The organism is Cohnella hashimotonis (genome assembly GCF_030014955.1).
Lineage (GTDB): Bacteria > Bacillota > Bacilli > Paenibacillales > Paenibacillaceae > Cohnella > Cohnella hashimotonis.
The window spans coordinates 2,574,373-2,598,436 of the sequence record NZ_JAGRPV010000001.1; the positions used below are offsets into that span (position 1 = coordinate 2,574,373).

The window sequence follows — 24,064 nt, forward strand, 5'->3', positions numbered from 1 at the left end:
GGATAAAAGGGCATCGATCGCGGCATGCTATACCTCGACAGGAGGTGGAAGACATGGCGGATCGTGAACAAGTCGTAGCCGTCCGGAAAAACGGCGATGGCGACATCGTGGAGCTGAAGCTGTCTTCGGGCCAAGTGGTAGGCTACAAGGAAGCGCAGCAGATGGCTAAAAACGACCAGATCGAAAACGTCAACGTTTTCCGCGGCCGCGACGGCGACGAGCATCTGCGCTCGAACCCGGACGGCCGGGAAGACAATAATCTCGACAATCTGCCCGGTTTCTAAGGGAAGACGCGTTTCCGAGACGCCGCCGAACCGCTTGCATCAAGCGGCTTCGTCGGCGCTTTTGCATGTATGCTTCTTTTACTAACATGTACATACAAGTGTTGATTGTAGGCGTAATCTTCGTTATTATAATAAAGTAAATGTACGTACAAGTTGAAAACGGCATTCCTTCTCATTTGCTTTTATTATAGGGAGGTTACGACATGCTTCAAGTGAAGCCTTATACGTTTTGGTTCATCATCGGCAGCCAGCATTTATACGGTCCGGAAACGATCGAAGAAGTGGCAGCCCATTCGCGGGAGATCGCAGGCGCGTTGTCCGAGCGTGTCTCGTATCCGGTTCTGTTCAAGCCGGTCGTGACGACGCCGGAGGAGATCCGCCGCGTGTTGAACGAAGCGAACGTCGACGAGCATTGCGCCGGCGTCATTACATGGATGCATACGTTTTCTCCGGCCAAGATGTGGATCGCCGGCCTGACGGAGCTTCGCAAGCCTCTGCTCCATTTGCATACGCAGTATAACCGCGACATTCCTTGGGATTCGATCGACATGGACTTCATGAATACGAACCAAGCCGCTCACGGGGACCGCGAATTCGGCTTCATCGGCGCGCGTCTCGGCATCGCGCGCAAGGTTGTCGTGGGCCATTGGACGAATGAGGACGTCCATGCCCGCGTCGGCGCATGGCAGCGCACGGCCGTCGCATGGAACGAGAGCAAGCGTCTCAAGGTCGTCCGATTCGGCGACAACATGCGTCAAGTCGCGGTGACCGAAGGCGACAAGGTCGAAGCGCAGATCAAATTCGGCTGGTCGGTCAACACGCATGGCGTAGGCGATCTAGTCCAATACGTCAACGCCGTGACCGGCGCCGAAGTCGAAGCGCTTCTTGGCGAGTATGCCGAGCGCTATGAAATTGTCGAGGCGGGGCGCACCGAAGGTGCCGTGCGCGATGCGATCGCTTATCAGGCGCGGCTGGAAATCGCGATGAAGCGATTCCTGGAAGAGGGCGGCTTCACCGCTTTCACGACGACGTTCGAGGACCTGCACGGTCTAGAGCAGCTGCCGGGCCTCGCCGTACAGCGTCTGATGGAACAGGGCTACGGATTTGCGGGCGAAGGCGACTGGAAGACCGCTGCACTTACGCGTCTGATGAAAATTATCTCGGGCGGCAAAGACACCTCCTTCATGGAGGACTATACGTACCACTTCGAGCCGGGCAACGAGCTGGTATTGGGCGCCCACATGCTGGAGGTGTGCCCGACGCTCGCGGCTTCGAAGCCGCGGATCGAGGTGCATCCGCTCGGCATCGGCGGCAAGGCCGATCCGGCCCGCATCGTCTTCGACGGCAAGGGCGGCAAAGCGTTGAACGCTTCCATCATCGATCTTGGAACCCGCTTCCGGCTGATCGTCAACGAAGTGCAGGGCTTGCCGGTGGAGCGCGAGATGCCGAAGCTGCCGGTCGCACGCGTCCTGTGGAAGCCGGAACCAACGCTTGCGGCAGGCGCGGAAGCCTGGATTCTTGCCGGCGGCGCGCATCACACCGTTTACTCGTTTGTCGTAACGACGGAGCAGCTGCTCGACTTTGCCGAGCTGGCCGGCATCGAGGCGGTCGTCATCGACGCTTCGACGAACACGAGGCAGCTTAAGAACGAGCTGCGCTTCGGACAGGTCGCCTGGGGGCGATAAGCGATTTTCAAAAAAAACCGCCGGAATGTTCGAAATTCCGGCGGTTTTTTTTGGTATTAACCTAACCGTCAGGATGTGTAAATTGGTCGGCGATTCGTGACATGGAAGCGACCTTTCGGCTTGCTGGAGCTTTCGATGTATTGCATGTCGAACAAAATTCGATCGTACACAATTCGGACATTATTTAGACGCAATATAGACACATATTTATTGCCTAATGTCACCGGATAGACAAGAGGATGGCGTCGGTCGAAGTCGAATTTTGTCTTATAGTCTTTTAGACAAAATGACGGAGGCTTCGACAATGAACAAACGGATGGGAATCGTCGCGAAGATGGTCGTCGGCATTACCCTGGTGTCGGGCATTACCTATGCGACCAGCGCATTCGTGCTGCTTGAAATGAAAAGTGCGTTCGATTTCATGCCATCATGGGTATTCGTGCTTTTGACGCTCGCGCTCGGCGTATTTTGGACGGGACTATTCGGATTTTTCGCGGCCAAATGGCTGCTGCGTCCGCTGCTCTCGCTGACGGCCGCGGCCCAGGAGGCCGAGCGGGGCAATCTTGGCGTGCGCGTGCATGCGACCGGATCTGGAGACGAGCTGGCGCAGCTCGGAACGGCCTTCCAGGGCATGCTCGACCGGCTGAAGACGATCACAGGGGGCATTCTGGATAACACGGCGCAGACGGACCAGCATGCCGCCGAGCTGCAGGGGGCGATCTCGCAAGCCGCGCTTCGGATCGAAGAGATGTCGCAGCACGCCGAGCGGATCACCGAGGGGACGGAGCGGCAGTTCGCGTCCGCCGAGGCGATGCAAGCGTCCGTCGAGCGGCTGGCCGATGCCGCGCGGATTGCCGACGAGAGCGCAGCGGCCGCCAGGGACAAGGCCGAGCGCATGAACGACACGGTCGTACACAGTGAAGCCGTCTTTAGCTCGCTCGTATCCGGCATGGATCAATTGGCCGAGCAAAATCGCACGGCGCTTGAGATCGTGAACCGTCTCAGCGACAATGCGGACAAGATCGGATCGATCTCGAACGTTGTGGGCGACTTTGCCGAGCAGACAAACCTGCTCGCGCTTAATGCCTCGATTGAGGCGGCGAGGGCGGGCGAGGAAGGTAGAGGCTTCGTGGTTGTCGCGCAGGCCGTCAAGACGCTGGCCGGACAGAGCGGCAGCGCCGTCAAAGATATCCGGCAACTGATCGCGCAAATACAGGCTGAGGTCGCCGAGTGCGTGCGGCATATACAGCGGCAAGCTCAGGTGGCGGAGCGTGAGTCGGAGCAGGGCAAGGCGTCGGCGGAAGCGTTCGGCATCGTGGCCAGAGAAGCCGCCGAGGTCGGCTCGATCGTTGAGCGCATCGCAGTGCGGATGTCCGAGCAGGCCGAGCAAGCCGGACGGGCGCTCGGCGAAGCCCGCAGAGTGGCCGAGGTGGCCGGCGTGATTCGCGGAGGGGCGGAGCAAGTGTCGTCCGCATCTCAGGAACAGACGGCTGTTATGGAAGAGATTGCGGCTTCGTCGGAATCGCTCAGAGCCAAGTCGCTGACGTTAAAGGAGCAAGCCTCGTATTTTAACCGATAAGCGCACGAGCGCTTCGGCAGCCTTCCGTGCCAGTCCGCCAGACGGGACTGACGCGGGAGGTCATTTTTATCTTACGGCCGCAAAATATTTTGGAAAAGGCGGATGAAAAGGCATGGATATTCCTCTATAATAAACATAATACAGTTGTTTTATGTGAGGAAAAATGACAAAAAAATGACGCGACTGCGATCCTTACGCTTCGTCCGCAAAGGAGGCTCGGCTATGACGACCGGTACGGCATCGGTATCGCAGCATGATCTGTATTTGTACAACAACGGAGAATTGTTTCGCGCTTATCGCGCTTTTGGCGCGCATCCGTGCGAACGGGACGGCGAGCGCGGCACGCGGTTCGCCGTATGGGCGCCGCATGCCCGCGAAGTCCGCGTGGCCGGCGAATTTAACGGGTGGCGCGGAGAGTCGCACCCCTTGAGCCTATCGGGAACGACCGGCGTATGGCAGGGGTTCTTGGGAGGCATCGGCGAGGGGACGGCTTACAAGTACGAGATCGTTGACGCTTCCGGCCGCGTTTTCCTCAAATCGGACCCGTTCGCATTCTTCTCGGAACTTCGCCCGGGAACCGCTTCCGTTGTGGCGAATTTGGATAATTATGATTGGGGAGACCATTCGTGGCAAGAGAGGAGGAGCCGGAATAAGCCTTACGAACGGCCGATGCTCATCTACGAAGTTCACCTGGGCTCCTGGCGAATCGACGGTCCCGAGCAGTTCTGGTCCTACGAGCGTCTTGCGCACGAGCTCGTCGATTATGTCGCGGATAACGGGTATACGCATATTGAGATATTGCCGGTCACGGAGCACCCGTTCGACCGCTCCTGGGGCTATCAGACGACAGGCTACTATTCGGCGACCAGCAGGTACGGTCATCCCGACGGACTCAAAAAACTCGTTGACCGGTGTCATCAGCGCGGCATCGGCGTTCTCCTGGATTGGGTGCCCGGACATTTTTGCAAGGACGATCACGGACTGCGCCGCTTCGACGGCCAGCCGCTCTACGAACCCGGCGATTGGCGCGTCGCAGAGAAGCCCCTGTGGGGCACGCTTGCCTTCGACTTCGGCCGTCCCGAAGTTCAGAGCTTCCTCATCTCGAACGCGCTCTTCTGGATGGACGTGTACCATATCGACGGCATCCGGGTAGACGCCGTGGCGAGCATGATCGACCTGAACTTCGACAAGCCGCCTGAGATGCATACGAGAAACAAGCGCGGCGGCATCGAGAATCTTGACGCCTTGTCCTGGATCCGAAAGCTGAACGAGGTCGTATTCCGCTATTATCCCGACGCGCTCGTCATCGCCGAGGATTCCTCGGCCTGGCCGGGCGTGACGGCTCCCGTCTACCTCGGGGGGCTGGGGTTCAACTACAAGTGGAACATGGGCTGGATGAACGACATGCTTAAATACATGGAGACCGATCCGGCGCATCGTCCGGGGGTGCACAATCTGGCGACCTTTTCCATGATGTACGCCTATGCCGAGAACTACGTGCTTCCGCTGTCTCACGACGAAGTCGTGCACGGCAAGCGATCGCTTCTGAACAAGATGCCGGGCGCTTACGAGCAGAAGTTTGCGAATCTGCGGCTTTTCTACGGCTATTGGATGACCCACCCGGGCAAAAAGCTGCTTTTCATGGGCGGGGAGTTCGGACAGTACGACGAGTGGAAGGACCTGGGCGAGCTGGATTGGCCGGTGCTCCGATATCCGCTGCACGATTCGATGCGGCGGTTCACGCGGGATCTCGGTTCGTTTTACCGGAACGAGGCCGCGTTGTGGGAGCAGGACCACTCGCCCGAAGGTTTTAAATGGATCGATGCGGATAATGCCGCCCAGAGCGTGCTTTCCTATATCCGGTTTGGCAAGAAAAGAAAAACGCATCTCGTGGCCGTCTGCAACTTTTCGGCAGCCCCGTATCCGGTGTTTCGCCTGGGCGTGCCGACGGGCGCTTCCTACCGTCTGGCACTCAATAGCGACGCCGCCGATTATGGCGGAACCGGCGCGGCAATGTCCCGCAAGTTCAAGGCAGAACGGAATCCGATGCACGGCCAGCCCTTCAGCATGGAGATCGTACTGCCTCCGCTGACGTTTCTGCTCTTTGAGCCGGACGCGTCCGCGGAGGACTAGCAAGCCTGGCACATTCTCAAGGAGAGCGGGGAGAGCGGAATGCATAAAAGCGAATGCATTGCCATGTTGTTGGCAGGCGGCGAAGGCCGTCGGCTCGGCGTATTGACCAAGGACCTAGCGAAGCCCGCCGTGCACTTTGGCGGGAAGTACAGAATCATCGACTTTACGCTCAGCAACTGCGTGAATTCAGGGATCGATACGGTGGGCGTCCTGACCCAATACCAACCGCTCGTGCTCAATCAATATCTCGGCATCGGCAGCCCTTGGGGACTCGACCGCAGGGGCGGCGGCATGCACGTTCTGCCGCCATACGTCCGCTCCAAGGGCGGCACGTGGTACAAGGGCACCGCAAACGCCATCTACCAGAACATGGGCTTTATCGAAGGCTACGACCCCGAGTACGTCCTTATTATTTCCGGCGATCATATTTATAAAATGGATTATGACGAGCTGCTCGAGTCCCACAAGCGCAATCGCGCCGACGCCACGATCGCTGTCATTACCGTGCCGTGGGCCGAAGCCAGCCGTTTCGGCATCCTGAGCGTGGACGAAGACGACCGGGTCGTCGAATTCGCGGAAAAACCGAAGAAGCCCAATAGCAACCTGGCGTCGATGGGCGTCTACATTTTCTCGTGGAAGGTGCTGAAGGAAGCGCTGATCCGCGACGAAGCGACGCAGGGCTCCTCCAACGACTTCGGCAAGGATATCATTCCGACGCTGCTTCAGGACGGCGCGCGCCTGTTCACCCACAGGTTCGACGGCTACTGGAAGGACGTAGGTACAATCGATTCCCTCTGGGAGGCCAATATGGACCTGCTGGAGGACGAACCGGCGCTCAACCTCAACGACCGTTCCTGGCGCATCTATTCGGTCAATCCGAACATGCCGGCCCACTATTTGTCGCCTTCTTCGAGCGTCCAGAGCTCGCTCATCAACGAGGGCTGCGTCGTCGAAGGGACGATCAACCGTTCCGTGCTCTTCCAGTGCGTCACGGTGGGAGAAGGCAGCTTCATCGAGGACTCGGTCATCATGCCGAACGCGAAGATCGGTAAAAACGTGCGGATCGTGCGCGCGATCGTCGGCGACGGGGCAATCGTCGGAGACGGCTGCGTCGTCGGCAGCGTGGATGCGGCGGAGATTGCCGTCGTCGGCAGCGGCGACCGCATCGAAGTCGAAGCTGAACTCGAGGAGGCGAAGTCCTAATGAAACTGCCGCTTATGGGCGTCATCAACCTGATTCACGAGACGGAGGACATGGGCCCGCTCACGAGCGCCCGCTGCCTCGCCACGGTGCCGTTCGGCGCCCGCTACCGCTTGATCGACTTCGTCTTGTCCTCGATGGTGAATTCGGGCATGAACAAAGTCGCCGTATTCGCCCATACCAAGTACCGCTCGCTGATGGACCACCTGGGCTCTGGCAGCAACTGGGACCTTCACAGCAAACAAAGCGGCCTGTTCGTTCTGCCTCCGTCGATGGAGGATCAGTCCGACTTCGGAAAAGGCGACCTTTATCAGTTCTATCGGCACCGGGATTATTTCGTCCGCAGTCCGCTTGATTACGTCGTCGTCGCCCGCAGCCATATGGTGTGCAACATCGACTTCGCCAAGGTGCTCGAGCAGCACCGCGAGCGCGGCTCCGACATTACGGTCGTGTGCAAGGAATGGCCGGATGCGGTGACGGGGCTGACGCGCAAGGCGAAGCTGGATTCGGACGGCCGGATCGTCGACATGCAGGATCACTTCGGCAGGCTCGCGAGCGACGTCGTGTCGATGGAGATGTACGTCCTTCGCAAAGAGCTGCTCCTCGATCTGGTCGATACCTCCCTTGCGCAAGGCAAAGACCACTTCGTCCGGCACGCCGTCATGCCGAGACTCGGCGAGCTCAAGGTGGACGCTTACATGCACGAAGGTTTCCTTGGGGTCGTAAACAACATCCCTTCCTACTACAAGCATAGCCTCGAGCTGCTGGATCCCAAGGTATGGAACGAGCTGTTCTTCGAACCGGGTCCGATCTTCACCAAGGTGAAGGACGAACCGCCTACGCGATATCGCGCCGGCTCCTCGGTGACCGGATCGCTCGTCGCGAACGGCTGCGATATCGAAGGCCGCGTGGAAGGCAGCATCCTGTTCCGCGGCGTCAAGGTGCACAAGGGCGCGGTCGTGCGCAATTCGATCGTCATGCAGAACGGCGTTATCGGCGAGCATGGATTGCTGTCCAACTGCATTTTGGACAAAGAAGTGGAGATCCGCAGCGACCAGCAGCTGATGGGGGCTTCCGATCTTCCATACATCGCGCTGAAGCGCAAAATTATATAATCTACCGTAGCGGGTAACGCTTATCCCAATTATCGGAGGTGTTCCATGAACGTTTGGTTTGTGGCGTCGGAAGGCGTCCCTCTCGTCAAGACGGGAGGGCTCGCCGACGTCATCGGGGCTCTGCCCAAGGCGCTCGGCGGACGCGGCATCGACGTGACCGTCGTTCTGCCCAAATACGGGAGCATACCCGATTCTTATTTGGAAAATGCTGTTTTCAAAGGCTATTACTATATCACGATGGGATGGCGCAGGGAGTATTGCGGCCTGTTCGAGGTCGTGGCGGACGGCGTGCGCTTTCTGCTGATCGACAACGAGTTCTACTTCAAGCGCGAGTCGCCCTACGGCTACGGAGACGATGCGGAGCGCTTCGTATTTTTCAGCTTCGCCGCCGTGGAGGCGATGCTGCGCGAGGAGACGCTGCCCGACGTCGTGCATTGTCACGATTGGCAGACGGGCCTCGTGCCGTTTCTGCTGCGCACCAGGTATGCCTACGAGCCGGCCGTGCAGCGCGTACGGACGGTCTTTACGATTCACAATTTGCAATATCAGGGCGTATTCTCGCGCGAGCTGCTGCAGGACCTGCTCTCCGTAGGTGACGATGCTTTTACGGGCGACAGCCTTGAATTCTACGGCGCGGCGAGCTGCATGAAGGCGGGGCTGCGCTTCTCGGACAAGCTGACGACGGTCAGCCCCACTTACGCGCTTGAGATTCAGACGGCCGAGTACGGGGAAAAGCTGGATGGCGTGCTGCGCGAGCGCTCCGGCGATCTCGTCGGCATCCTGAACGGGATCGATACGCAGTCGTACGATTCCATGAGCGATCGGGCGCTGCATGTGCGTTACCGGGATTCGCTGGCCAAAAAGAGGCAGAACAAGCCGGCGCTGCAGCGGGAGCTCGGTCTTGCCGAGGTCGCCGACGCTCCGCTCATCGGCGTCGTTTCCCGCATGGTGGGACAGAAAGGCTTCGATTTGATTTTGGACAGTCTTCCCGCCCTGATGGACGAAGGCGCGCAGGTTGCCGTGCTCGGTTCGGGCGATACGCACTTCGAGCATCTGCTCGCCGAGGCCATTCGCCGGTATCCGGGACAGCTCGCGGTGTGGTTCGGCTTCAACGAAGGGCTTGCGAGGCGGATCTACGCATCGTCGGATATGTTCCTGATGCCTTCGCGATTCGAGCCCTGCGGCCTCAGCCAGCTCATCTCGCTGCGGTATCGGACCGTGCCGATCGTGCGGGAGACGGGCGGCCTCAAGGACACGGTCGAGCCTTTCAACGAGTTCGCAGGCACCGGCACGGGCTTTACCTTCGGTCCTGCCAGCGCGCACGATCTGATCTATACCGTGCGTCGCGCGCTCCGTTTTTACCGGGAGGAACCCGAAGCCTGGAAGCGCCTCGTGAATAATGGCGCGAAGCGGGACTATGGCTGGGGTAGCTCGGCCAAGCAGTACGAACTACTATATAGAGAGCTCGTTAAATAGAGGACGGTCCGCAACAAAGGCGGTCCAATAGGAGAGGGGAATGCTGGCATGGCCCGACATCTCGTGATCGGCAACGGCAAGATGCTCATCAATCTGGACGATCATTGCTTCATCCGCGATCTTTATTTCCCGTTCGTCGGCCAGCTCAACCATATCGGCGGGCAGCAATGCCGGTTCGGCGTCTGGTGCAACGGCTCCTTCGTCTGGCTCGACGATCCTTCCTGGCGGATCGAGCTCGGTTACATCGAAAATTCGCTCGTCACGAACGTGGTGGCCAGACATGACGGACTCGGTCTCGAGCTATACGTCAACGACGGAATCCACCAGCGGGAGAGCATCTATATGAAACGGGTTGTCGTTCGCAATCTGACGGAGGAGCCGAAGGACGTGCGCGTGTTCTTCCATCAGGACCTGATGATCGACGGCAACGAGGTCGGCGACACGGCGGCGTATTATCCCATGAATCGCACCGTGTTCCATTACAAGCGTTCCTCCTATTTCATGTTTAACGGACGTTCGCAGACAGGCGGTATCTACCAGTTCACGACCGGCATCAAGCGGTTCCACTCGGCCGAAGGCACATGGCGCGATGCCGAGGACGGCGAGCTTATGGGCAATGCGATCGCCCAAGGCTCGGTAGACAGTACGATCAGCTTCAGGCTGGAGCTGCCGGCGAACGCCGAGAGCTCGCTGTATTACTGGATGTCCGTCGGCAGCGACCTAGAGGAGGTCAAACGGCTCGACCAGTACGTGCTGGAGAGCCATCCGGAAAAATTGCTGAGCCGCATCGTCATCTATTGGAATCACTGGCTGACGAAGGTCGGGTCGCAATATCATTTCGGCGATCTGCCGCCGGAGGTCGTGCGGCTGTTCAAGCACAGCCTGCTCATCGTGCGAACGCAGATCGACGAGCGCGGCGCCATCCTGGCCGCCAACGACACGGATATACTGCAATACAACCGGGATCACTACAGCTACATGTGGCCGCGCGACGGCGCACTCATCGCGGACGCCATGTCGCTGGCCGGTTACCACGGGACGATCGCGCCGTTCTTCCATTTTTGCAACGACGCGCTGGCGCCGGAAGGCTATTTGTACCACAAGTACAATCCGGACGGCACCGTCGGCTCGAGCTGGCATCCGTACGTCGTGCACGGACTGCCCCGCTTGCCGATCCAGGAGGACGAGACGGCGCTCGTGCTGTTCGCACTCTGGAAGGATTACGAGCGCCACGGCGAGATCGAGCTGCCCCAATCGCTCTATCCGAGCCTCGTGCGCAAGGCGGCCTCCTTCTTATGCGACTATATCGAGCCTTCGCTCGGCCTGCCGCTCCCCAGCTATGATCTATGGGAGGAACGGTATGGGATCTGGACGTACACCTCGGCGTCGGTATACGGCGGCCTGATGGGGGCTGCGTACTTTGCGGACCTTTTCGGCGATTATGAGCGCAGCGACCGCTATCGCAATGTGGCCGAGCGGATCAAGCTCGGCATGCTGACGCATCTGTGGGATGAAGACGCTGGCCGCTTCGCTCGCGGTCTCGCGCTGCGGGACGGCAAGTGGGAGAAGGACATGACGATCGAGAGCAGCGTGTTCGGCCTGTTCGAATTCGGCGTGCTGCCGGCGAGCGACGATCGCGTCGTCCGTACGATGCAGGCGATTCAGCAGGGTCTGTCGATCAAGACCGATATCGGCGGCATTGCCCGGTACACGAACGATTATTACTTTCAGCAGTCCGACGATCTCGAGCGCGTGCCCGGCAATCCCTGGATTATCTGCACGCTGTGGGTAGCGTATTTCCAGATCGAGACGGCGACCAGTCTGGCCGATCTCGAAGCGCCGCGGATCACGCTCGAGAAAATCGTCCATTCGACGCTGCAGGGCGGCAACATGCCGGAGCAGATCCATCCGACGCAAGGTACGCCGCTCTCGGTAGCCCCGCTCACCTGGTCGCATGCAACCTATATCAAGACCGTTTGCCTCTACGTTCGCAAGCACGAGGAGCTTGCCGCCGGCGCGCGCAGCGCGGTTTAAGCGCAACTTTTTCGATTTTAGCAAAGATCGACCGCCATCCCCCGGAAGCCGACGGGATGGCTTTTTTTTTCGATTTTTGAAGGTCGAACGCAACTTTTTCCCGCTGAATGGTGTAAATAGGACAGTAACTAGCGTTGAAGAGGAGGATGCGTAACGATGAGCCGCCATCAACCGAGCTCCGCAGCCGAGCCGCTCGTCACGCCGGCTTTTTTAATTCTTTGTTTTACGTCGCTGCTGTGCCTGTCCATGCTCGTCGTCAGACAAGCGCAGGTCGGCGACAGCCGTTACGGATTTCTTCTTTGGAATCTGTTCCTGGCCTGGCTTCCGCTCCTCGTCTCGATGGCGGCCGCCGGTGCGGATCGCATGCTGACGCGTATGCCGGCCGTTCGCGGCGCGATCCTGCTGATTCTTGGGATCGGCTGGCTGCTGCTCTATCCGAATGCCCCATACTTGACGACCGACTTGATCCACCTCATTATGAATCCGACGTACAGCTGGCTGCAGTCCACCGAATCGCTGATCCTTTGGTACGATTTGATCGTCTTTTTCCTTTTCGCCTGGTGCGGCTTGCTGCTCGGCTACTTGTCGATGCGCCAATTCCATCTTCTGGTCTCGCGGTATCTCGGAGCCACGGCAGGCTGGGTGTTTATTTTGGCCGTCTCGTTTCTGGGAGGCTTTGGCGTCTATTTGGGCAGAGTTATCCGTCTGAACAGCTGGGATGTCGTTTTCAGTCCGTTCAGGCTGGCGAACAGCGTTTTGGGCGGCATCAATTCGAACGGCGCGATTTTGACGATTTTGTTCGGCGTGATGATCCTGATCGTCTATTTGTCGCTTTACGGTCTCGGCGTCCAGCGCGTGCCCGGTCAAGGCGGCGTTGCCCGGGACGGGGCCGGCAGGTTATCATAGTACATAGTTATAGTTGCTCGAGTCTAGGAGGCGGAATTCATGAGTTTCTTCAAAAAGTTAACGGAGACAGTCAGCAAAGGGGTCAGCACCGCCACGGAAAAGGCCCAACAGACCGTAGAGATCACCAAGCTTCATTCGCAAATCGCGGGCAAGCGCAAGGAGATCGAGCGTCAATATAACGAAATCGGAGAAGCTGTCTACAAGGCTTATCTCGCCGGCGATTTATCCAAAGCCGAGAACGATGTCATTCCGGCCTGCCAGGTCATTGCGGACAAAGGCCGCGATATAGACACCTTGGAGGATCGCATCCGCGAGCTGCGCAACGAAAAGGAGTGCGAATGCGGACAGCGCGTCCCGTTCCAGACTCGCTTCTGCCCGGCTTGCGGCAAGCCGTTCCCTGAGCCGGCGCCGGCTGCCGAGACGCCTGTCGAAGGCGAACTGTCGGTATTGTCCGAAGACGCCAAGCCGGAGCGGGCTGCAGAGGCGATCGAAGTCTATCCGGAGGACGAGTCTGCGGATGATGCCTGGGCGGCCAGTCGCGGCGTTCCGGATGCGGAGCCGATCGTGCACGAGCCTCAGCCTCCTGCCAAGCCGCTCGTTCAAATTTGCACCGCCTGCGGGGCGGAAATGCCGGAGGAAGCGAGATTTTGCCAGGATTGCGGCAATCCGATGTATCCTTAAGTTCGAGCAACGTAAAAGTGATTGTTATCGAAAGCCGTCGAAGCGGTGTTTATGCCGCTTCGGCGGCTTTTTCGTGCTTGCCGGCGTGAGTGAAACTTCAAATGGATTATGTCATTAAATATGACGCAAAATCCTTAGTTTCATAAAATAATAATAATTTAAGTACGAAAAAGGAAGACATTTAATATTGAATGTTATAAAATATAACATAATAAAGGCGATTAGTTAGAGTGTTATTCATCGTGCATGGCGAGGAGGGGGAGTAACGTGGCTGCAATGTCCCGTAATGACGCCAATCCCGAGAGCAGATCGAAGCGCATGAGCTTTCCGATCACGGGCCCGAAGGATGAGCTTTCGGCGAAGCTGGCGGATGAGCGTACGGCGCCTGATCGGCAGTATGCTGACGAATACAGTCATTTGGCCGAGCTGAATTCGTCGCTGGCTCGGGTATCCCGTTTGCTTCTGAATGGCGGCAGCTTGGAACAGGCACTGGACGCGATGGAGGAATCGCTCGGCAATCCGATCGCGGTCTTCAGGAGCAGAGACGGCGAGTGGCGTTCCGGCGGACTCGAAGCGACGGCGGCGGCGCAAGTCGCCGCTTTTGTCGGGCGTGAAGCCGGGACCGCCGATGCATCCGGTTTTATCGGCACGGGGAACGGCAGAAGAGCATACGTGCACTGGATCGCGCGTCGCGGAGACAATCCGTCCGCCATCGCGCTGTTCGAGCAGGATCGTTCGATCGCCGCTTTGGACTTACAGATTTTAGCGCGCTTGTCTGCGTTCTTTGATTTAGAGATGGCTAATATCGACGCGGTCCGGGAGGTCGAAGGGAAATATCTTGAGCTATTCCTTCAGGATTGGCTCGCGGGCAAGATCGTCTCCGAACGGGACTGGACGGTGCGGGCGGAGGTATGCGGCTGCGAGATCAAGCGCGCAGGCCGGCTATATGCAGCCCTGGTCGGGCTCCCGGAAGCGGGCGGCGAAGCGGGTGACGCCAAGCTCGCGGAGCTGTCGCGTCTGCTTAGAACGGGAAGACGTATGCCCGGGCGAGAGCTGCTTGCAGCCGTCTATGGCGGCGATCTCGTGCTGATCCTGTCGGAGAAAGAGGAAGAGGGACCGGAATCGGCCGAAACGACGACGGAAGCGAAGTTGCTGGAGCTGCTTGGCGAGCTTCGCGCAGAGCTCGGGGCGCCGGCGATGCGGTTGTTCGCCGGACGCCCGGTCGCGAAGCCGGAGCTGCTGCCGGCCAGTCTGTCGCAAGCCAAAAGGGCGAAGCAGGTCGCCGAGGTGTGCGGGCTGGCGGGAGACGTCGTGCCCTACGATGATCTAGGCGTGTACGCGCTGCTGTATTTAATTCCGGGCGGCGAGGAACGCGAGCAATTTTTGCGCCGTTATATGGCTCCGCTGCAGCAGGCTGACCGCAAAGGAGGCGGCCGGCTTGCGGAGACGCTTGAAATGTTTTTCCGATGCAACGGCAATATCAAGCTGACCTCCGAGCGGCTGTATGCGCATTACAACACGATCGTCTACCGTCTGGACAAAATCCAGAGCATTCTCGGCGTATCTCTCGACGATCCCGAAGACAGGCTCCAGCTTCAGCTGTCGCTGAAGCTCGGCCAGCTCTCGCCCGGCAGCTACTGACCGCCGTGTGTTAACAGGCTCGAAACGTTCAAAAGCCTCCGGCCGCAGCGAATGCGGACCGGAGGCTTTTTACGCTATCGTTGCGTGCGCGGCATCGCCGCTAGTCGATTAGAAAATGCCGGCTTTGAGGATGATGACGAGAAGCACATACAGTACCAGCGCGAACGCTGCACCAGCCATGGCGCCGCCGCCGTATCCGCAACCTGCGCCTGCTACTCCGTATCCCATAGTAACAACCTCCCGAAGTGGTTTATGTGATGAGCGATCACACAGTCATCATATGCGGAGGATGGCGGGCGGCTTGTGCGTTCGCCCGTTTGTGTTGTTACGTCTTATTTAAAATCGACTTCGACCAATGGACGAGTACCGGGGATCCGATTGCGGATGTTCACGATCCTCGTCTCGGCGGTCTCCGGTCCGCCGCAGCCGATTCTCACATGGGAGGCAGCGGAGATGGCGGTAATTTGAATGGCGCCGATCTCGATCGGTGCGCAAGCCGACAAGAAGGCCGATGCGGGTCCCTGGTCAGGCGGGGGAATGGGGAGGGGACGGGTAAATAAGGAATAGGAGGCGAAAGGAAATTCGTTGTCCCTGAACGTTGCGACGCTTCGCTGCACGGCAAGCACTCGCGCATTCAGCCTCGCGCCGTCGCGGTTGTCCCCGAAATGAACGATCGACGAATCGGATGCCGAATTAATGTAGACAAGACCGACGGCCGACAGCCTGGCCGATAAATTCATCTTACTCGTTCTCTTCAGGAAGCGCCGGCAGAGGTGCGAGCGGTCCGACGATGACGGATTCGGGCGGGGTGTCGAAATACGAATAAAGCGTCATGCTGTGCGTGTCCCCAACAAGCATAGAGGAGGAGCTGGAAATACCCAGAACCCGGATCGATCCGATTCGGACCGGTTCGTTGTTGACGATCATTTGTCCGAGACTCATCGATGTCACGGCCTTTCCTGGGGAGGTTGCGGCGCACGCTTGGCCGCATAGTTTTCGAAAGCGGCCCGTACGTCCTTCCTGACTTTGCCGATCACTTCCCGTTCCCAATCCGCTATCGCTTTTTCGCCGGTTTCCTCGGGCAGCGGCGACGTACGCGCGTAATACTGGATGCGGGGGCCTAATTGATCTCTTACGTCCTTCGTTACCATCTGAATTTCGGAAGCAGGGAAAGAAACGCCGTTTTTTGAGGCGGCCGCTGCCAGATCCGCTGCGGCTTCTTTGTCAAACATATCGTTTCCCAGCTTGATTAAGCGGGGGATTAACGGCTCGGATCCCGCTGTGCCGACGGCGGGCGTTTGCCAGGTGCCTGGGGCCGGAACGTCGAAGGAATCGACGTCGCCTTTGGCGTTGGGACTAATGCCGATGTTGAGCGTGCCGTCCAGTCTGCTTACCTTGAGCTGATCGAAGTGATACTCGACATGAAGGGGAGGCTTGCTCTGCAGGTCTTCGATGCGGCTCTGCATCTCGCCTATTCGCGATTGGGCTTCGGCTTGCCGCTGACGCAGGTCGGCGATCTGCTTTTCTAACTCTCCCAATTGCGCCGCAGCCGATGCGATCCAGGATTCGAGCTCGCGAATTCGCCCTGCGCAAGCTTGGCAATCGAAGCCCGAATATCCGTTCGGAAAATGCCATACCGAGTTCAATGCAAAACGCCTCCCGCTTAGAAAAGTACCATGCGCGTTACCTGGGATTGGGCAGCGGGACGAGGGACAAAGGCGTCAAGGCGTTGGTCAGTTGCCCCTCGGTCAGCTCGGCTGCCGGTTCTGTAAAGCCTCCTGTGTTATAAAGCTGGGAGAGCGAACGAATGCTTCCGGCGCTGCCGATCTGGAGAACGGAGGAGTTGGAGACGGCATCGACGCGCAGCTGTCCGATCGATATTTGCTGATAGATCGTCCATGCCATCAGACTACGGCACCTCCCGCCGAGTTCGAATCGACGACGTCCGGATCGTTCGTATTGGTCGAGCTTATCGAGTTGGTTCTGGGCAAATCGCCGGTAACGAACGAACCTGCTCCCGCGAATGTTTTGGTCGTGCTGGATGGGGAAACTTGCAGGCAGTCTCCGAATTGAACGACGCCGCTGGAGCCGATGCTGATGATTTTGACAGCTCCTACGATGCTGGGCATGCGGCAACGACTCCCTTTTGAATGGTCATGTCGTATTGTATGAAGGCTGGAGCCCAGATGTTCCCGATTTCGGGCTTTTCGCACGCCCTCGCCCAGGGAGGCATATACTGATGTGGTTTTGATGCCGGCGGATCGACTCGCCGCGATCCGGCGACGAGCGACGTTTTTCTGCGAGGGAGGGCGCAAACCATGTCATTTTTCGACGAAGGGCCGCTGCCCAACTGGGACGAGATCCGCAAGCTGATCGGCAAGGATCTGCCATGGGACTTGATCAAACAATGGGAGAACAAGGACGATTCGTGGCTCGACGATTATATACGGAAGCTCGGCTTTGGCAAGCATGAAGATAAGACGGTGGCCGCGGCGGGAATCCGGCCCGATGCCGTCACAGCCACCCCGCAGATGGAGGCGCGAAAAGAGCCCAAGCGGGTTATCGCTACGATTAAACCGCCGCCGGGTACGGACAGGAGAGCCGTGCGCCTGCATGCGACTGCCGATCGGCTGCGCGTCTCCGGGCTGCCCGGAGACGCTACGGCGTCGCTCAAGCTGCCCTGCCTCGTTTTGCCGAAGACGGGCAGTGTGGTCTGGAAAAACGGAAAATGGGTCGTCGTATTCCGGCGAAAGCCGGCGCGGCAAGGCGAGGTCGAGCTATTTATCGGAGAGTAGCACGACTAACGATGTTCAATTCTGCCCGGATTCGATATAATGCTTTACAGCGGCATTCGCGCATGCCAAGGCGCGCGGATGCATCAGAGGATGGGGAGGAAGCTTTTTTGGAACTGGTCGACGTATCTGAAGTGTCCGCGGGTCTGTTTATCGTTGGCGTTATTTTTATTTTGTTGGTCGGAGGATTGCTCAGTATGGGCATACTCCGTTTTTTTCAGGGCAAAAAGGGACAAGGCTGGGGCTACATGGTCGGTTCGGCCGTCTCGCTCGTCGCGTTTATTTTCGTCGTAAACGAGTGGTTCGCTTGACCCTTTCGCCGATTTGACTTCGACCGGGGCTTCCCGCATCATGAGGACAAGGACAACGGGGGGAGGCGAAACGGAATGAAGCAGACAATCGTGGCGGCGATGCGGCTGCCGATCGTGTTCTATCGCCGGTTTATCTCGCCGCTTAAGCCGCCCACGTGCCGATTCGCTCCGACCTGCTCGGCCTATGCACTCGAGGCGATCGAGGTGCACGGTCCGATTAAAGGCGCGGGCTTGGCCGCGGTGCGGATCTGCAAATGCCACCCTTTTCACCCCGGCGGCTTCGATCCGGTACCTCCTCCCAAGGGGGGGCGCGAGCCGGGGCGACCCTCCGCTTGACATCGGCCCTCGCGCTGCGGTATATTTTGGCCAATACAACCGTATATCGATCCGATGAAGCGATAAGTACAAAGGCAATGATCTATCTCAGAGAGCCGGGGCCGCTGCGAGCCGGCATAGATCGACTTTGGAAGATGGTCCTGGAGGATTCGTGCTCGAGCGCTGCCGCTGCCGGCTTGCGGTGAGAGTACGACGCGCGTTCCGGCGTTAACGGAGCTGCCGGTCTTAGGCGACCGGCGCGAATGAGCCTTCGCGCGCGTACGGCGAGGGGAATTTGGGTGGTACCACGTGAGCGCAGACTCTCGTCCCATGACGGACGGGAGTCTTTTTGCGTTTCCGGCCCGATGTCTGCGCCAAATCCCCTGACAGGAGCTGAAGAGTATGACCGAAGCGGGCAAAACCTTCTATATCACGACGCCGATCTACTACCCGAGCGACAAGCTGCATATCGGGCACGCATACACGACCGTCGCCGGCGATGCCATTTCCAGGTACAAGCGGCTTCGCGGCTTCGAGGTGCGTTATCTGACGGGCACGGACGAGCATGGGCAAAAAATCGAGCGCAAGGCGCAGGACGCAGGCAAGACGCCGCAGCAGTTCGTCGACGATATTGTCGTCGGCATTAAGGATCTATGGAAAAAGCTCGAGATTTCGAACGACGACTTCATCCGCACGACGGAACCTCGGCATACGCGGGTCGTGGAGGAAATCTTCGAGAAGCTGCTGGCCCAGGGCGACATCTATAAAGGGGAGTACGAGGGCTGGTACAGCATCCCCGACGAGACGTTCTATACCGAGACGCAGCTGGTCGACGTCGTTAAGGACGAGCAGGGCAACGTCGTCGGCGGAAAAAGTCCGGATAGCGGACACCCGGTCGAGCTGGTCAAGGAAGAGTCTTACTTTTTCAAAATGAGCAATTACGTGGACCGGCTGCTTGCGCATTACGAGTCGCATCCGGACTTCATCCAGCCCGAGTCGCGCAAGACGGAGATGGTCAACAACTTCATCAAGCCAGGCCTCGAGGATCTTGCGGTGTCCCGGACGACCTACAATTGGGGCATCCCGGTTCGCTCTGATCCGGAGCATGTCATCTACGTCTGGATCGATGCGCTCTGCAACTACATTACGGCGCTCGGCTACGGAACGCCGGACGACGCGCTCATGCGCAAGTTCTGGCCGGCGGACGTCCATTTGATGAGCAAGGAAATCGTGCGCTTCCACACGATCTACTGGCCGATCATGCTGATGGCGCTCGACCTGCCGCTGCCCAAGAAGGTGTTCGCGCACGGCTGGCTGCTCATGAAGGACGGCAAAATGTCCAAGTCCAAAGGGAACGTAGTGGACCCGGTCAAGCTGATCGACCGCTACGGTCTCGATCCCGTCCGTTACTACCTGCTTCGCGAGGTGCCTTTCGGCTCGGACGGCACGTTCACGCCGGAGAACTTCGCGGAGCGGCTGAACTACGACCTCGCGAACGACCTTGGCAATTTGCTCAGCCGCACCGTCGCGATGATCGGCAAGTACTTCGACGGCGTCGTGCCCGAGGCAAATGGCGCTACGGCGTTCGACGCGGATCTGGAGGCCGTGGCGGCGGCTGCCGTGCGCAAAACCGAGGAAGCGGTCGAGGCGATGGAATTTTCCGTGGCGCTGACGGCGATCTGGACGCTCGTCAGTCGAACGAACAAGTATATCGACGAGACGCAGCCCTGGGTGCTCGCCAAGGATGAAAAAGGCCGCGGCGCGCTGGCGTCGGTCATGGCTCATCTGGCCGAGAGTCTTCGAATCGTCTCGATCCTGCTGCAGCCGTTCATGACGCATGCGCCTGCGCGAATCTGGGCGCAGCTCGGCATAGCAGAGGGGCCGGCGACCGCCTGGGATAGCATCGGCTCCTGGAGCAGCCACGCCGTCGGAGCCGGCGTCGAGAAGGGCGAGGCGCTGTTCCCGCGGCTCGATCTCGAGAGCGAGGTCGCCTGGATCGTAGAGATGATGGGCGGCGGCGCCAAGCCTGACGTATCGGCGGGCCAATCCGCGCCGGTCGTGAGGGAAGGGACCGGGGATCAGAGCGCTAGACCGGACGCGAAGGAAGAAATCGCGATCGACGACTTCGCGAAGATCGAGCTGCGCGTCGCGCAGGTCACGGCCTGCGAGCCGATTCCCAAAGCCGACAAGCTGCTGAAGCTGCAGCTCGACCTCGGCGGCGAGTCGCGCCAGGTCGTCTCGGGCATCGCCCAATACTACAAACCGGAGGAACTCCTCGGCGCCAAGGTGATCTGCGTCGCCAATTTGAAGCCGGTCAAGCTGCGCGGCGAATGGTCCCACGGGATGATTTTGGCGGCGTCGGAGGGCGGCCAGCTGAAGCTGGCTACGGTTCCGGAGGGCATGCCCAACGGGGCGTTGGTCAAATAATGTTCGGTTTTGGAGCCTGCGAAATCCACAATTTCGCAGGTTTTTTAGTTCCATTGGCCTCTAAAGTCAGTTATGATAGTAACTATTATAGTACTGGAACGAGGAGGGCCAAGTCTTGCCTAGCCAAGCAAGTCGCAGGAAAAAAATATCGATTCGCACAAAAATATTATCCGGCAACATCATCGTTATGATCTGTCTGGGCATCGCGATCGGCGCGCTGTCCATGCGAATCTCTTCGTTGCAAGACGAGATCGAATACATCAGCTCGCATGATATTCAAGTGCACGAGACCGTGAACCAGATACAAAAAGACCTTTTGGATATGGAGACGGGCTTGCGCGGCTTCATTATCAGCGGCGACGAATCTTACCTGGAGCCCTACAATTCCGGCAAAGCCCGTTGGCAGACCGATACCAACAAGTTGAAATCGCTGGTTATCGACAATCCCGCCCAAGTGCGCAACACGGAGAGCATCGAATCCGGGCTGGTCGACTGGATGACCAACGCCAGCGAAAATGCGATTGCCTATAAACGGAGCGGAGATACTGAAAAATTGACCCGATTTTTCGCCGAAAAGACGGGCAAGGACCGAACGGACGCGCTCCGCATTCAGCTGCAAAGCTTTAAAGAAACCGAGTTCGGCTTGACCGAAGCGCGCGCCGCCTCGCTGAAGGATCGCAACGAATCGCTGATCGGCCTGCTTTACTTGTTGTGGATCGTCGTAGCCGCGATCTCGGTATCCACGGCATGGATCATCTCGAATACCGTGATCAAGACCATCAGAACGGTCAGTACGACGATTCGTCAGATCGCGCATCAAGGGGAGAGCCTGAAGCAGAGGATCGAAGTGAACACCCGGGACGAGATGATGGAGCTGGGGGATTCGACCAATGCTCTGCTTGACATGCTCGAACGGCAGAACAGGCGCAAGGACCAAGTTGCGCATATCGCCACGCTCCTCCAGGAGCAGAACGATATCGATGCGGTAGGCCGGCAGTTCCTGAGCCAGCTCGTGCAGGTGTTCAACCTCCCTTACGGCGTCGTCTACGTTCGCAGCCAATCCAATCAGCTTGTGAAGACCGCATCCTTCGCCCAATCGTCGGATAACTTCGGGCGCAAGGAGTTCCAGTTAGGCGAAGGACTCGTCGGCCAATGCGCAGCCGAAAATCGGACCATCGTCTTAAGAGACGTTCCGAGCGGCTACGCGGCGATTCAGTCCGGTATCGGCCAGGCGTCGCCGACGGTCGTTGCGCTCGTGCCGATTACGTTCGAGCGGCGCGTCGTCGGCGTCATCGAGATCGGCTCGTTCAGCGGACTCGCCAGAGACGACATCGAACTTCTTGAGCAGCTCGGGGGCATGCTTGGCGTGACGATCCAATCCGTCAAGAGTCGGATGGAGATGGAGCAGCTCTATACGGAGGCCCAAGCGGCGAACGAAGAGCTTCAGGTTCAGTCCGAGGAGCTCAACGCCCAGTCGCTCGAGCTGCTGACGATGAACGACGAGCTCAAGCGCAGCTCCAACTTCAAAAGCGAATTTCTTGCGAACATGTCGCACGAGCTTAGGACGCCGCTCAACAGCATGCTCATTTTGTCCCAGATGCTCGCCGAGAACCGGCAGGGGCATCTGAGCGAAGACGACATCAGTTATGTCAACACCATTTATAGCGCAGGCAACGATCTATTGAACCTCATTAACGATATTCTCGATTTGTCCAAGGTCGAGGCCGGCAAGCTGGACATCGAGATGGGCAACATTATCCTGGCCGACTTGCAGCTTACGGTTTTGAGCAACTTCCAGGAAGTCGCCGCCAAGAAAAAGCTTGACTTCGCCGTCACGATTGCGCCTGACACGCCGGCTTGGCTGGAGACGGACGGATTCCGCCTGCAGCAAATTTTGAAAAATCTGTTATCCAATGCGTTCAAATTCACCGAGGCCGGCAAGGTCGACCTGCTGATCGGCGTGCATGCGAACAATGCGTGGGGCCAGCAGGAAATTGCCTTCACCGTTGCGGATACGGGCAAAGGCATCGCAAACGACAAGCTCGAGCTAATCTTCGAAGCCTTCACTCAGGCCGACAGCGGCACCGCCCGCAAATTCGGAGGAACCGGTCTTGGACTGACGATCTCGTCTTCCCTCGCGAATATGCTTGGCGGCCGGATCGAGGTGCAGAGCGAAGAGGGCAAGGGCAGCGAATTCACCTTGTATTTGCCGGCACAGCGTTCGATCGGCCAATCGGACGAAGCGATGGCGTCTAAGCAGCTTGCGACGTCTTCGTCTTCGCTGGCGGCAGCGGACCCGGTGTCCATTGCCGTATCCGAGATGCCGCTCAGCACGGCGGAGCTGAGGGGACGCCATGTACTGCTGGTCGACGACGATGCCCGCAATCTGTATGCGTTGTCGCATGTGCTCGAGTCGCTCGAGATGACGTTCACGATTGCGCACGACGGTCTCGAAAGTATGGACCGGCTGCGCAACGGAGACACTTACGACTGTATACTGATGGATATCATGATGCCCGACATGGACGGATTCCAGGCGATCCACGAGATCCGCCATACGTTGCAGTTGAGCACGCCGATCATCGCGGTGACAGCCAAAGCAATGAAGGAAGACCGCGACAAATGCCTGGAGGCCGGAGCCAACGCATATATCAGCAAGCCGGTTCAAGTCCAGCAGCTCATCTCGATCATGGTCGCACAGATGAAGGTAGAAGTTTAACGCGTGGGGCCGGTTTACCGGCCCCATTTTCATATCGTAAGGAGGAGCTTATGAGTCAGCTTAATTTGGGAATCGCTTTTGCGGGAGGACTCGCTTCCTTTATTTCTCCGTGCTGCCTGCCTTTATATCCGTCTTATCTGTCATACATAACGGGAATCTCGGTGACTCGCCTTAAGTCCGAGTCCGGCAAGGAAATACGCGCCAAAACGATGACGCATACGTTCTTCTTTATATTGGGTTTCTCGGCCGTATTTTTTACGCTCAGTTATACGGCCAACACGTTTGCTTATACGTTTCGCGAATATCAGGATTTGATCCGTCAGATCTCGGCCATTCTCATCGTGCTCATGGGCTTGTTTTTGCTGGGCGTGTTCCAGCCGCAGCTGCTGCTCAAGGAACGCAAGATGAACGTGAGCTGGCGCCCAGCCGGCTACCTCGGCTCCTTTATATTCGGAATCGGCTTTTCGGCAGGCTGGTCCCCATGCGTGGGGCCGATCCTGACGGCGATTCTGGCTCTGGCCGCCAGCGAGCCCGGCACTTGGGCGGGAATGACCGCCGCTTATTCGCTGGGATTCGGCGTGCCGTTTTTCGTACTGGCATTTTTTATCGGATCGGCAAGATGGATCTTGAAGTATTCCGACAAGCTGATGAAAATCGGCGGCGCGTTGATGATTCTGATGGGTATTCTTCTGTTCACGGACCGGATGACGGCCATAACGATCTGGCTGAATCGGATTACGCCGGACTGGCTTTTATTTTAATCTGC

23 protein-coding genes are annotated in these 24,064 nt (G+C 58.3%); 17 read left to right on the top strand and 6 right to left on the bottom strand.

Features of this window, described 5'->3' with window-relative positions; translation table 11 throughout:
• Nucleotides 1-53 precede the first annotated feature (53 nt).
• The 11 genes from KB449_RS10095 (at nucleotide 54) to KB449_RS10145 (ending at nucleotide 14,734) form a co-directional block, all read left to right on the top strand.
• A complete protein-coding gene (locus KB449_RS10095) occupies nucleotides 54-284 on the top strand; it encodes a DUF3892 domain-containing protein (RefSeq protein ID WP_282908258.1) in 231 nt (76 codons plus the stop codon).
• A gap of 203 nt (nucleotides 285-487) precedes the next feature.
• A complete protein-coding gene (araA, locus tag KB449_RS10100) occupies nucleotides 488-1,969 on the top strand; it encodes an L-arabinose isomerase (RefSeq protein ID WP_282908259.1) in 1,482 nt (493 codons plus the stop codon).
• A 304-nt stretch (nucleotides 1,970-2,273) separates the two neighbouring features.
• A complete protein-coding gene (locus KB449_RS10105) occupies nucleotides 2,274-3,548 on the top strand; it encodes a methyl-accepting chemotaxis protein (RefSeq protein WP_282908260.1) in 1,275 nt (424 codons plus the stop codon).
• A 222-nt stretch (nucleotides 3,549-3,770) separates the two neighbouring features.
• Nucleotides 3,771-5,681 carry a 1,4-alpha-glucan branching protein GlgB gene (gene glgB / locus KB449_RS10110; RefSeq protein ID WP_282908261.1) on the top strand — a complete coding sequence of 637 codons (1,911 nt, stop codon included), beginning with the start codon at nucleotides 3,771-3,773 and terminating at the stop codon, nucleotides 5,679-5,681.
• Between the two features lie 39 nt (nucleotides 5,682-5,720).
• Nucleotides 5,721-6,884, top strand: coding sequence for a glucose-1-phosphate adenylyltransferase (locus tag KB449_RS10115; RefSeq protein WP_282908262.1), 1,164 nt, complete (start codon nucleotides 5,721-5,723; stop codon nucleotides 6,882-6,884).
• On the top strand, nucleotides 6,884-7,996 hold the full coding sequence (gene glgD, locus KB449_RS10120; protein WP_282908263.1) for a glucose-1-phosphate adenylyltransferase subunit GlgD: 1,113 nt from the start codon (nucleotides 6,884-6,886) through the stop codon (nucleotides 7,994-7,996). Before KB449_RS10115 ends, glgD begins: the two co-directional genes overlap by 1 nt.
• Nucleotides 7,997-8,041: 45 nt before the next feature.
• Nucleotides 8,042-9,472: a glycogen synthase GlgA gene (gene glgA / locus KB449_RS10125; RefSeq protein WP_282908264.1), complete on the top strand. Its 1,431-nt coding sequence runs from the start codon at nucleotides 8,042-8,044 to the stop codon at nucleotides 9,470-9,472.
• Nucleotides 9,473-9,520: 48 nt separating this feature from the next.
• Entirely contained in the window at nucleotides 9,521-11,506 is a 1,986-nt protein-coding gene (locus KB449_RS10130) for a glycoside hydrolase family 15 protein (RefSeq protein ID WP_282908265.1), read from the top strand.
• Between the two features lie 156 nt (nucleotides 11,507-11,662).
• A complete protein-coding gene (locus KB449_RS10135; RefSeq protein WP_282908266.1) occupies nucleotides 11,663-12,412 on the top strand; it encodes a DUF1361 domain-containing protein in 750 nt (249 codons plus the stop codon).
• A gap of 39 nt (nucleotides 12,413-12,451) precedes the next feature.
• A complete protein-coding gene (locus tag KB449_RS10140; protein WP_282908267.1) occupies nucleotides 12,452-13,093 on the top strand; it encodes a zinc-ribbon domain-containing protein in 642 nt (213 codons plus the stop codon).
• Nucleotides 13,094-13,369: 276 nt separating this feature from the next.
• Nucleotides 13,370-14,734 (top strand): PucR family transcriptional regulator, encoded by a 1,365-nt coding sequence (locus KB449_RS10145; RefSeq protein WP_282912782.1) that lies wholly within the window; start codon nucleotides 13,370-13,372, stop codon nucleotides 14,732-14,734.
• Between the two features lie 108 nt (nucleotides 14,735-14,842).
• Here the strand turns inward: KB449_RS10145 and KB449_RS10150 are convergent, their stop codons facing one another.
• From KB449_RS10150 to KB449_RS10175, 6 genes are all read right to left on the bottom strand, one after another.
• The gene (locus KB449_RS10150; protein ID WP_090113152.1) at nucleotides 14,843-14,962 is read right to left on the bottom strand and encodes a sporulation protein YjcZ; all 120 of its coding nucleotides are present in this window, start codon (nucleotides 14,960-14,962) and stop codon (nucleotides 14,843-14,845) included.
• A gap of 104 nt (nucleotides 14,963-15,066) precedes the next feature.
• Nucleotides 15,067-15,474, bottom strand: coding sequence for a spore germination protein GerPE (locus tag KB449_RS10155; protein WP_282908268.1), 408 nt, complete (start codon nucleotides 15,472-15,474; stop codon nucleotides 15,067-15,069).
• 1 nt (nucleotide 15,475) lies between these two features.
• Nucleotides 15,476-15,661: a spore gernimation protein GerPD gene (locus tag KB449_RS10160; protein WP_434082550.1), complete on the bottom strand. Its 186-nt coding sequence runs from the start codon at nucleotides 15,659-15,661 to the stop codon at nucleotides 15,476-15,478.
• A gap of 20 nt (nucleotides 15,662-15,681) precedes the next feature.
• On the bottom strand, nucleotides 15,682-16,380 hold the full coding sequence (gerPC, locus tag KB449_RS10165) for a spore germination protein GerPC (protein WP_282908270.1): 699 nt from the start codon (nucleotides 16,378-16,380) through the stop codon (nucleotides 15,682-15,684).
• Between the two features lie 37 nt (nucleotides 16,381-16,417).
• A complete protein-coding gene (locus tag KB449_RS10170; RefSeq protein ID WP_282908271.1) occupies nucleotides 16,418-16,639 on the bottom strand; it encodes a spore germination protein GerPB in 222 nt (73 codons plus the stop codon).
• Nucleotides 16,639-16,863 carry a spore germination protein gene (locus KB449_RS10175; RefSeq protein WP_090113143.1) on the bottom strand — a complete coding sequence of 75 codons (225 nt, stop codon included), beginning with the start codon at nucleotides 16,861-16,863 and terminating at the stop codon, nucleotides 16,639-16,641. The genes KB449_RS10170 and KB449_RS10175 overlap by 1 nt, the downstream gene beginning before the upstream one ends.
• Nucleotides 16,864-17,052: 189 nt before the next feature.
• On the opposite strand from KB449_RS10175, the gene KB449_RS10180 reads away from it, so the two are divergent.
• The 6 genes from KB449_RS10180 (at nucleotide 17,053) to KB449_RS10205 (ending at nucleotide 24,059) form a co-directional block, all read left to right on the top strand.
• Nucleotides 17,053-17,529 carry a hypothetical protein gene (locus KB449_RS10180; protein WP_282908272.1) on the top strand — a complete coding sequence of 159 codons (477 nt, stop codon included), beginning with the start codon at nucleotides 17,053-17,055 and terminating at the stop codon, nucleotides 17,527-17,529.
• A gap of 107 nt (nucleotides 17,530-17,636) precedes the next feature.
• Nucleotides 17,637-17,837, top strand: a complete 201-nt coding sequence (locus tag KB449_RS10185; protein WP_282908273.1) for a hypothetical protein — start codon at nucleotides 17,637-17,639, stop codon at nucleotides 17,835-17,837.
• A 75-nt stretch (nucleotides 17,838-17,912) separates the two neighbouring features.
• On the top strand, nucleotides 17,913-18,173 hold the full coding sequence (gene yidD / locus KB449_RS10190; RefSeq protein ID WP_282908274.1) for a membrane protein insertion efficiency factor YidD: 261 nt from the start codon (nucleotides 17,913-17,915) through the stop codon (nucleotides 18,171-18,173).
• Between the two features lie 381 nt (nucleotides 18,174-18,554).
• A complete protein-coding gene (gene metG, locus KB449_RS10195; RefSeq protein ID WP_282908275.1) occupies nucleotides 18,555-20,579 on the top strand; it encodes a methionine--tRNA ligase in 2,025 nt (674 codons plus the stop codon).
• Nucleotides 20,580-20,694: 115 nt separating this feature from the next.
• Nucleotides 20,695-23,298 carry a CHASE3 domain-containing protein gene (locus tag KB449_RS10200; protein ID WP_282908276.1) on the top strand — a complete coding sequence of 868 codons (2,604 nt, stop codon included), beginning with the start codon at nucleotides 20,695-20,697 and terminating at the stop codon, nucleotides 23,296-23,298.
• Nucleotides 23,299-23,348: 50 nt separating this feature from the next.
• Nucleotides 23,349-24,059, top strand: a complete 711-nt coding sequence (locus KB449_RS10205; RefSeq protein WP_282908277.1) for a cytochrome c biogenesis CcdA family protein — start codon at nucleotides 23,349-23,351, stop codon at nucleotides 24,057-24,059.
• Nucleotides 24,060-24,064 lie beyond the last annotated feature (5 nt).

Bases quoted from the DNA above. Each gene is read 5' to 3' on its own strand.
- KB449_RS10095 (WP_282908258.1), top strand. From the start codon at position 54: ATGGCGGATCGTGAACAAGTCGTAGCCGTCCGGAAAAACGGCGATGGC.
- araA (WP_282908259.1), top strand. From the start codon at position 488: ATGCTTCAAGTGAAGCCTTATACGTTTTGGTTCATCATCGGCAGCCAG.
- KB449_RS10105 (WP_282908260.1), top strand. From the start codon at position 2,274: ATGAACAAACGGATGGGAATCGTCGCGAAGATGGTCGTCGGCATTACC.
- glgB (WP_282908261.1), top strand. From the start codon at position 3,771: ATGACGACCGGTACGGCATCGGTATCGCAGCATGATCTGTATTTGTAC.
- KB449_RS10115 (WP_282908262.1), top strand. From the start codon at position 5,721: ATGCATAAAAGCGAATGCATTGCCATGTTGTTGGCAGGCGGCGAAGGC.
- glgD (WP_282908263.1), top strand. From the start codon at position 6,884: ATGAAACTGCCGCTTATGGGCGTCATCAACCTGATTCACGAGACGGAG.
- glgA (WP_282908264.1), top strand. From the start codon at position 8,042: ATGAACGTTTGGTTTGTGGCGTCGGAAGGCGTCCCTCTCGTCAAGACG.
- KB449_RS10130 (WP_282908265.1), top strand. From the start codon at position 9,521: ATGGCCCGACATCTCGTGATCGGCAACGGCAAGATGCTCATCAATCTG.
- KB449_RS10135 (WP_282908266.1), top strand. From the start codon at position 11,663: ATGAGCCGCCATCAACCGAGCTCCGCAGCCGAGCCGCTCGTCACGCCG.
- KB449_RS10140 (WP_282908267.1), top strand. From the start codon at position 12,452: ATGAGTTTCTTCAAAAAGTTAACGGAGACAGTCAGCAAAGGGGTCAGC.
- KB449_RS10145 (WP_282912782.1), top strand. From the start codon at position 13,370: ATGTCCCGTAATGACGCCAATCCCGAGAGCAGATCGAAGCGCATGAGC.
- KB449_RS10150 (WP_090113152.1), bottom strand. From the start codon at position 14,962: ATGGGATACGGAGTAGCAGGCGCAGGTTGCGGATACGGCGGCGGCGCC.
- KB449_RS10155 (WP_282908268.1), bottom strand. From the start codon at position 15,474: ATGAATTTATCGGCCAGGCTGTCGGCCGTCGGTCTTGTCTACATTAAT.
- KB449_RS10160 (WP_434082550.1), bottom strand. From the start codon at position 15,661: ATGATCGTCAACAACGAACCGGTCCGAATCGGATCGATCCGGGTTCTG.
- KB449_RS10170 (WP_282908271.1), bottom strand. From the start codon at position 16,639: ATGGCATGGACGATCTATCAGCAAATATCGATCGGACAGCTGCGCGTC.
- KB449_RS10175 (WP_090113143.1), bottom strand. From the start codon at position 16,863: ATGCCCAGCATCGTAGGAGCTGTCAAAATCATCAGCATCGGCTCCAGC.
- KB449_RS10180 (WP_282908272.1), top strand. From the start codon at position 17,053: ATGTCATTTTTCGACGAAGGGCCGCTGCCCAACTGGGACGAGATCCGC.
- yidD (WP_282908274.1), top strand. From the start codon at position 17,913: ATGAAGCAGACAATCGTGGCGGCGATGCGGCTGCCGATCGTGTTCTAT.
- metG (WP_282908275.1), top strand. From the start codon at position 18,555: ATGACCGAAGCGGGCAAAACCTTCTATATCACGACGCCGATCTACTAC.
- KB449_RS10205 (WP_282908277.1), top strand. From the start codon at position 23,349: ATGAGTCAGCTTAATTTGGGAATCGCTTTTGCGGGAGGACTCGCTTCC.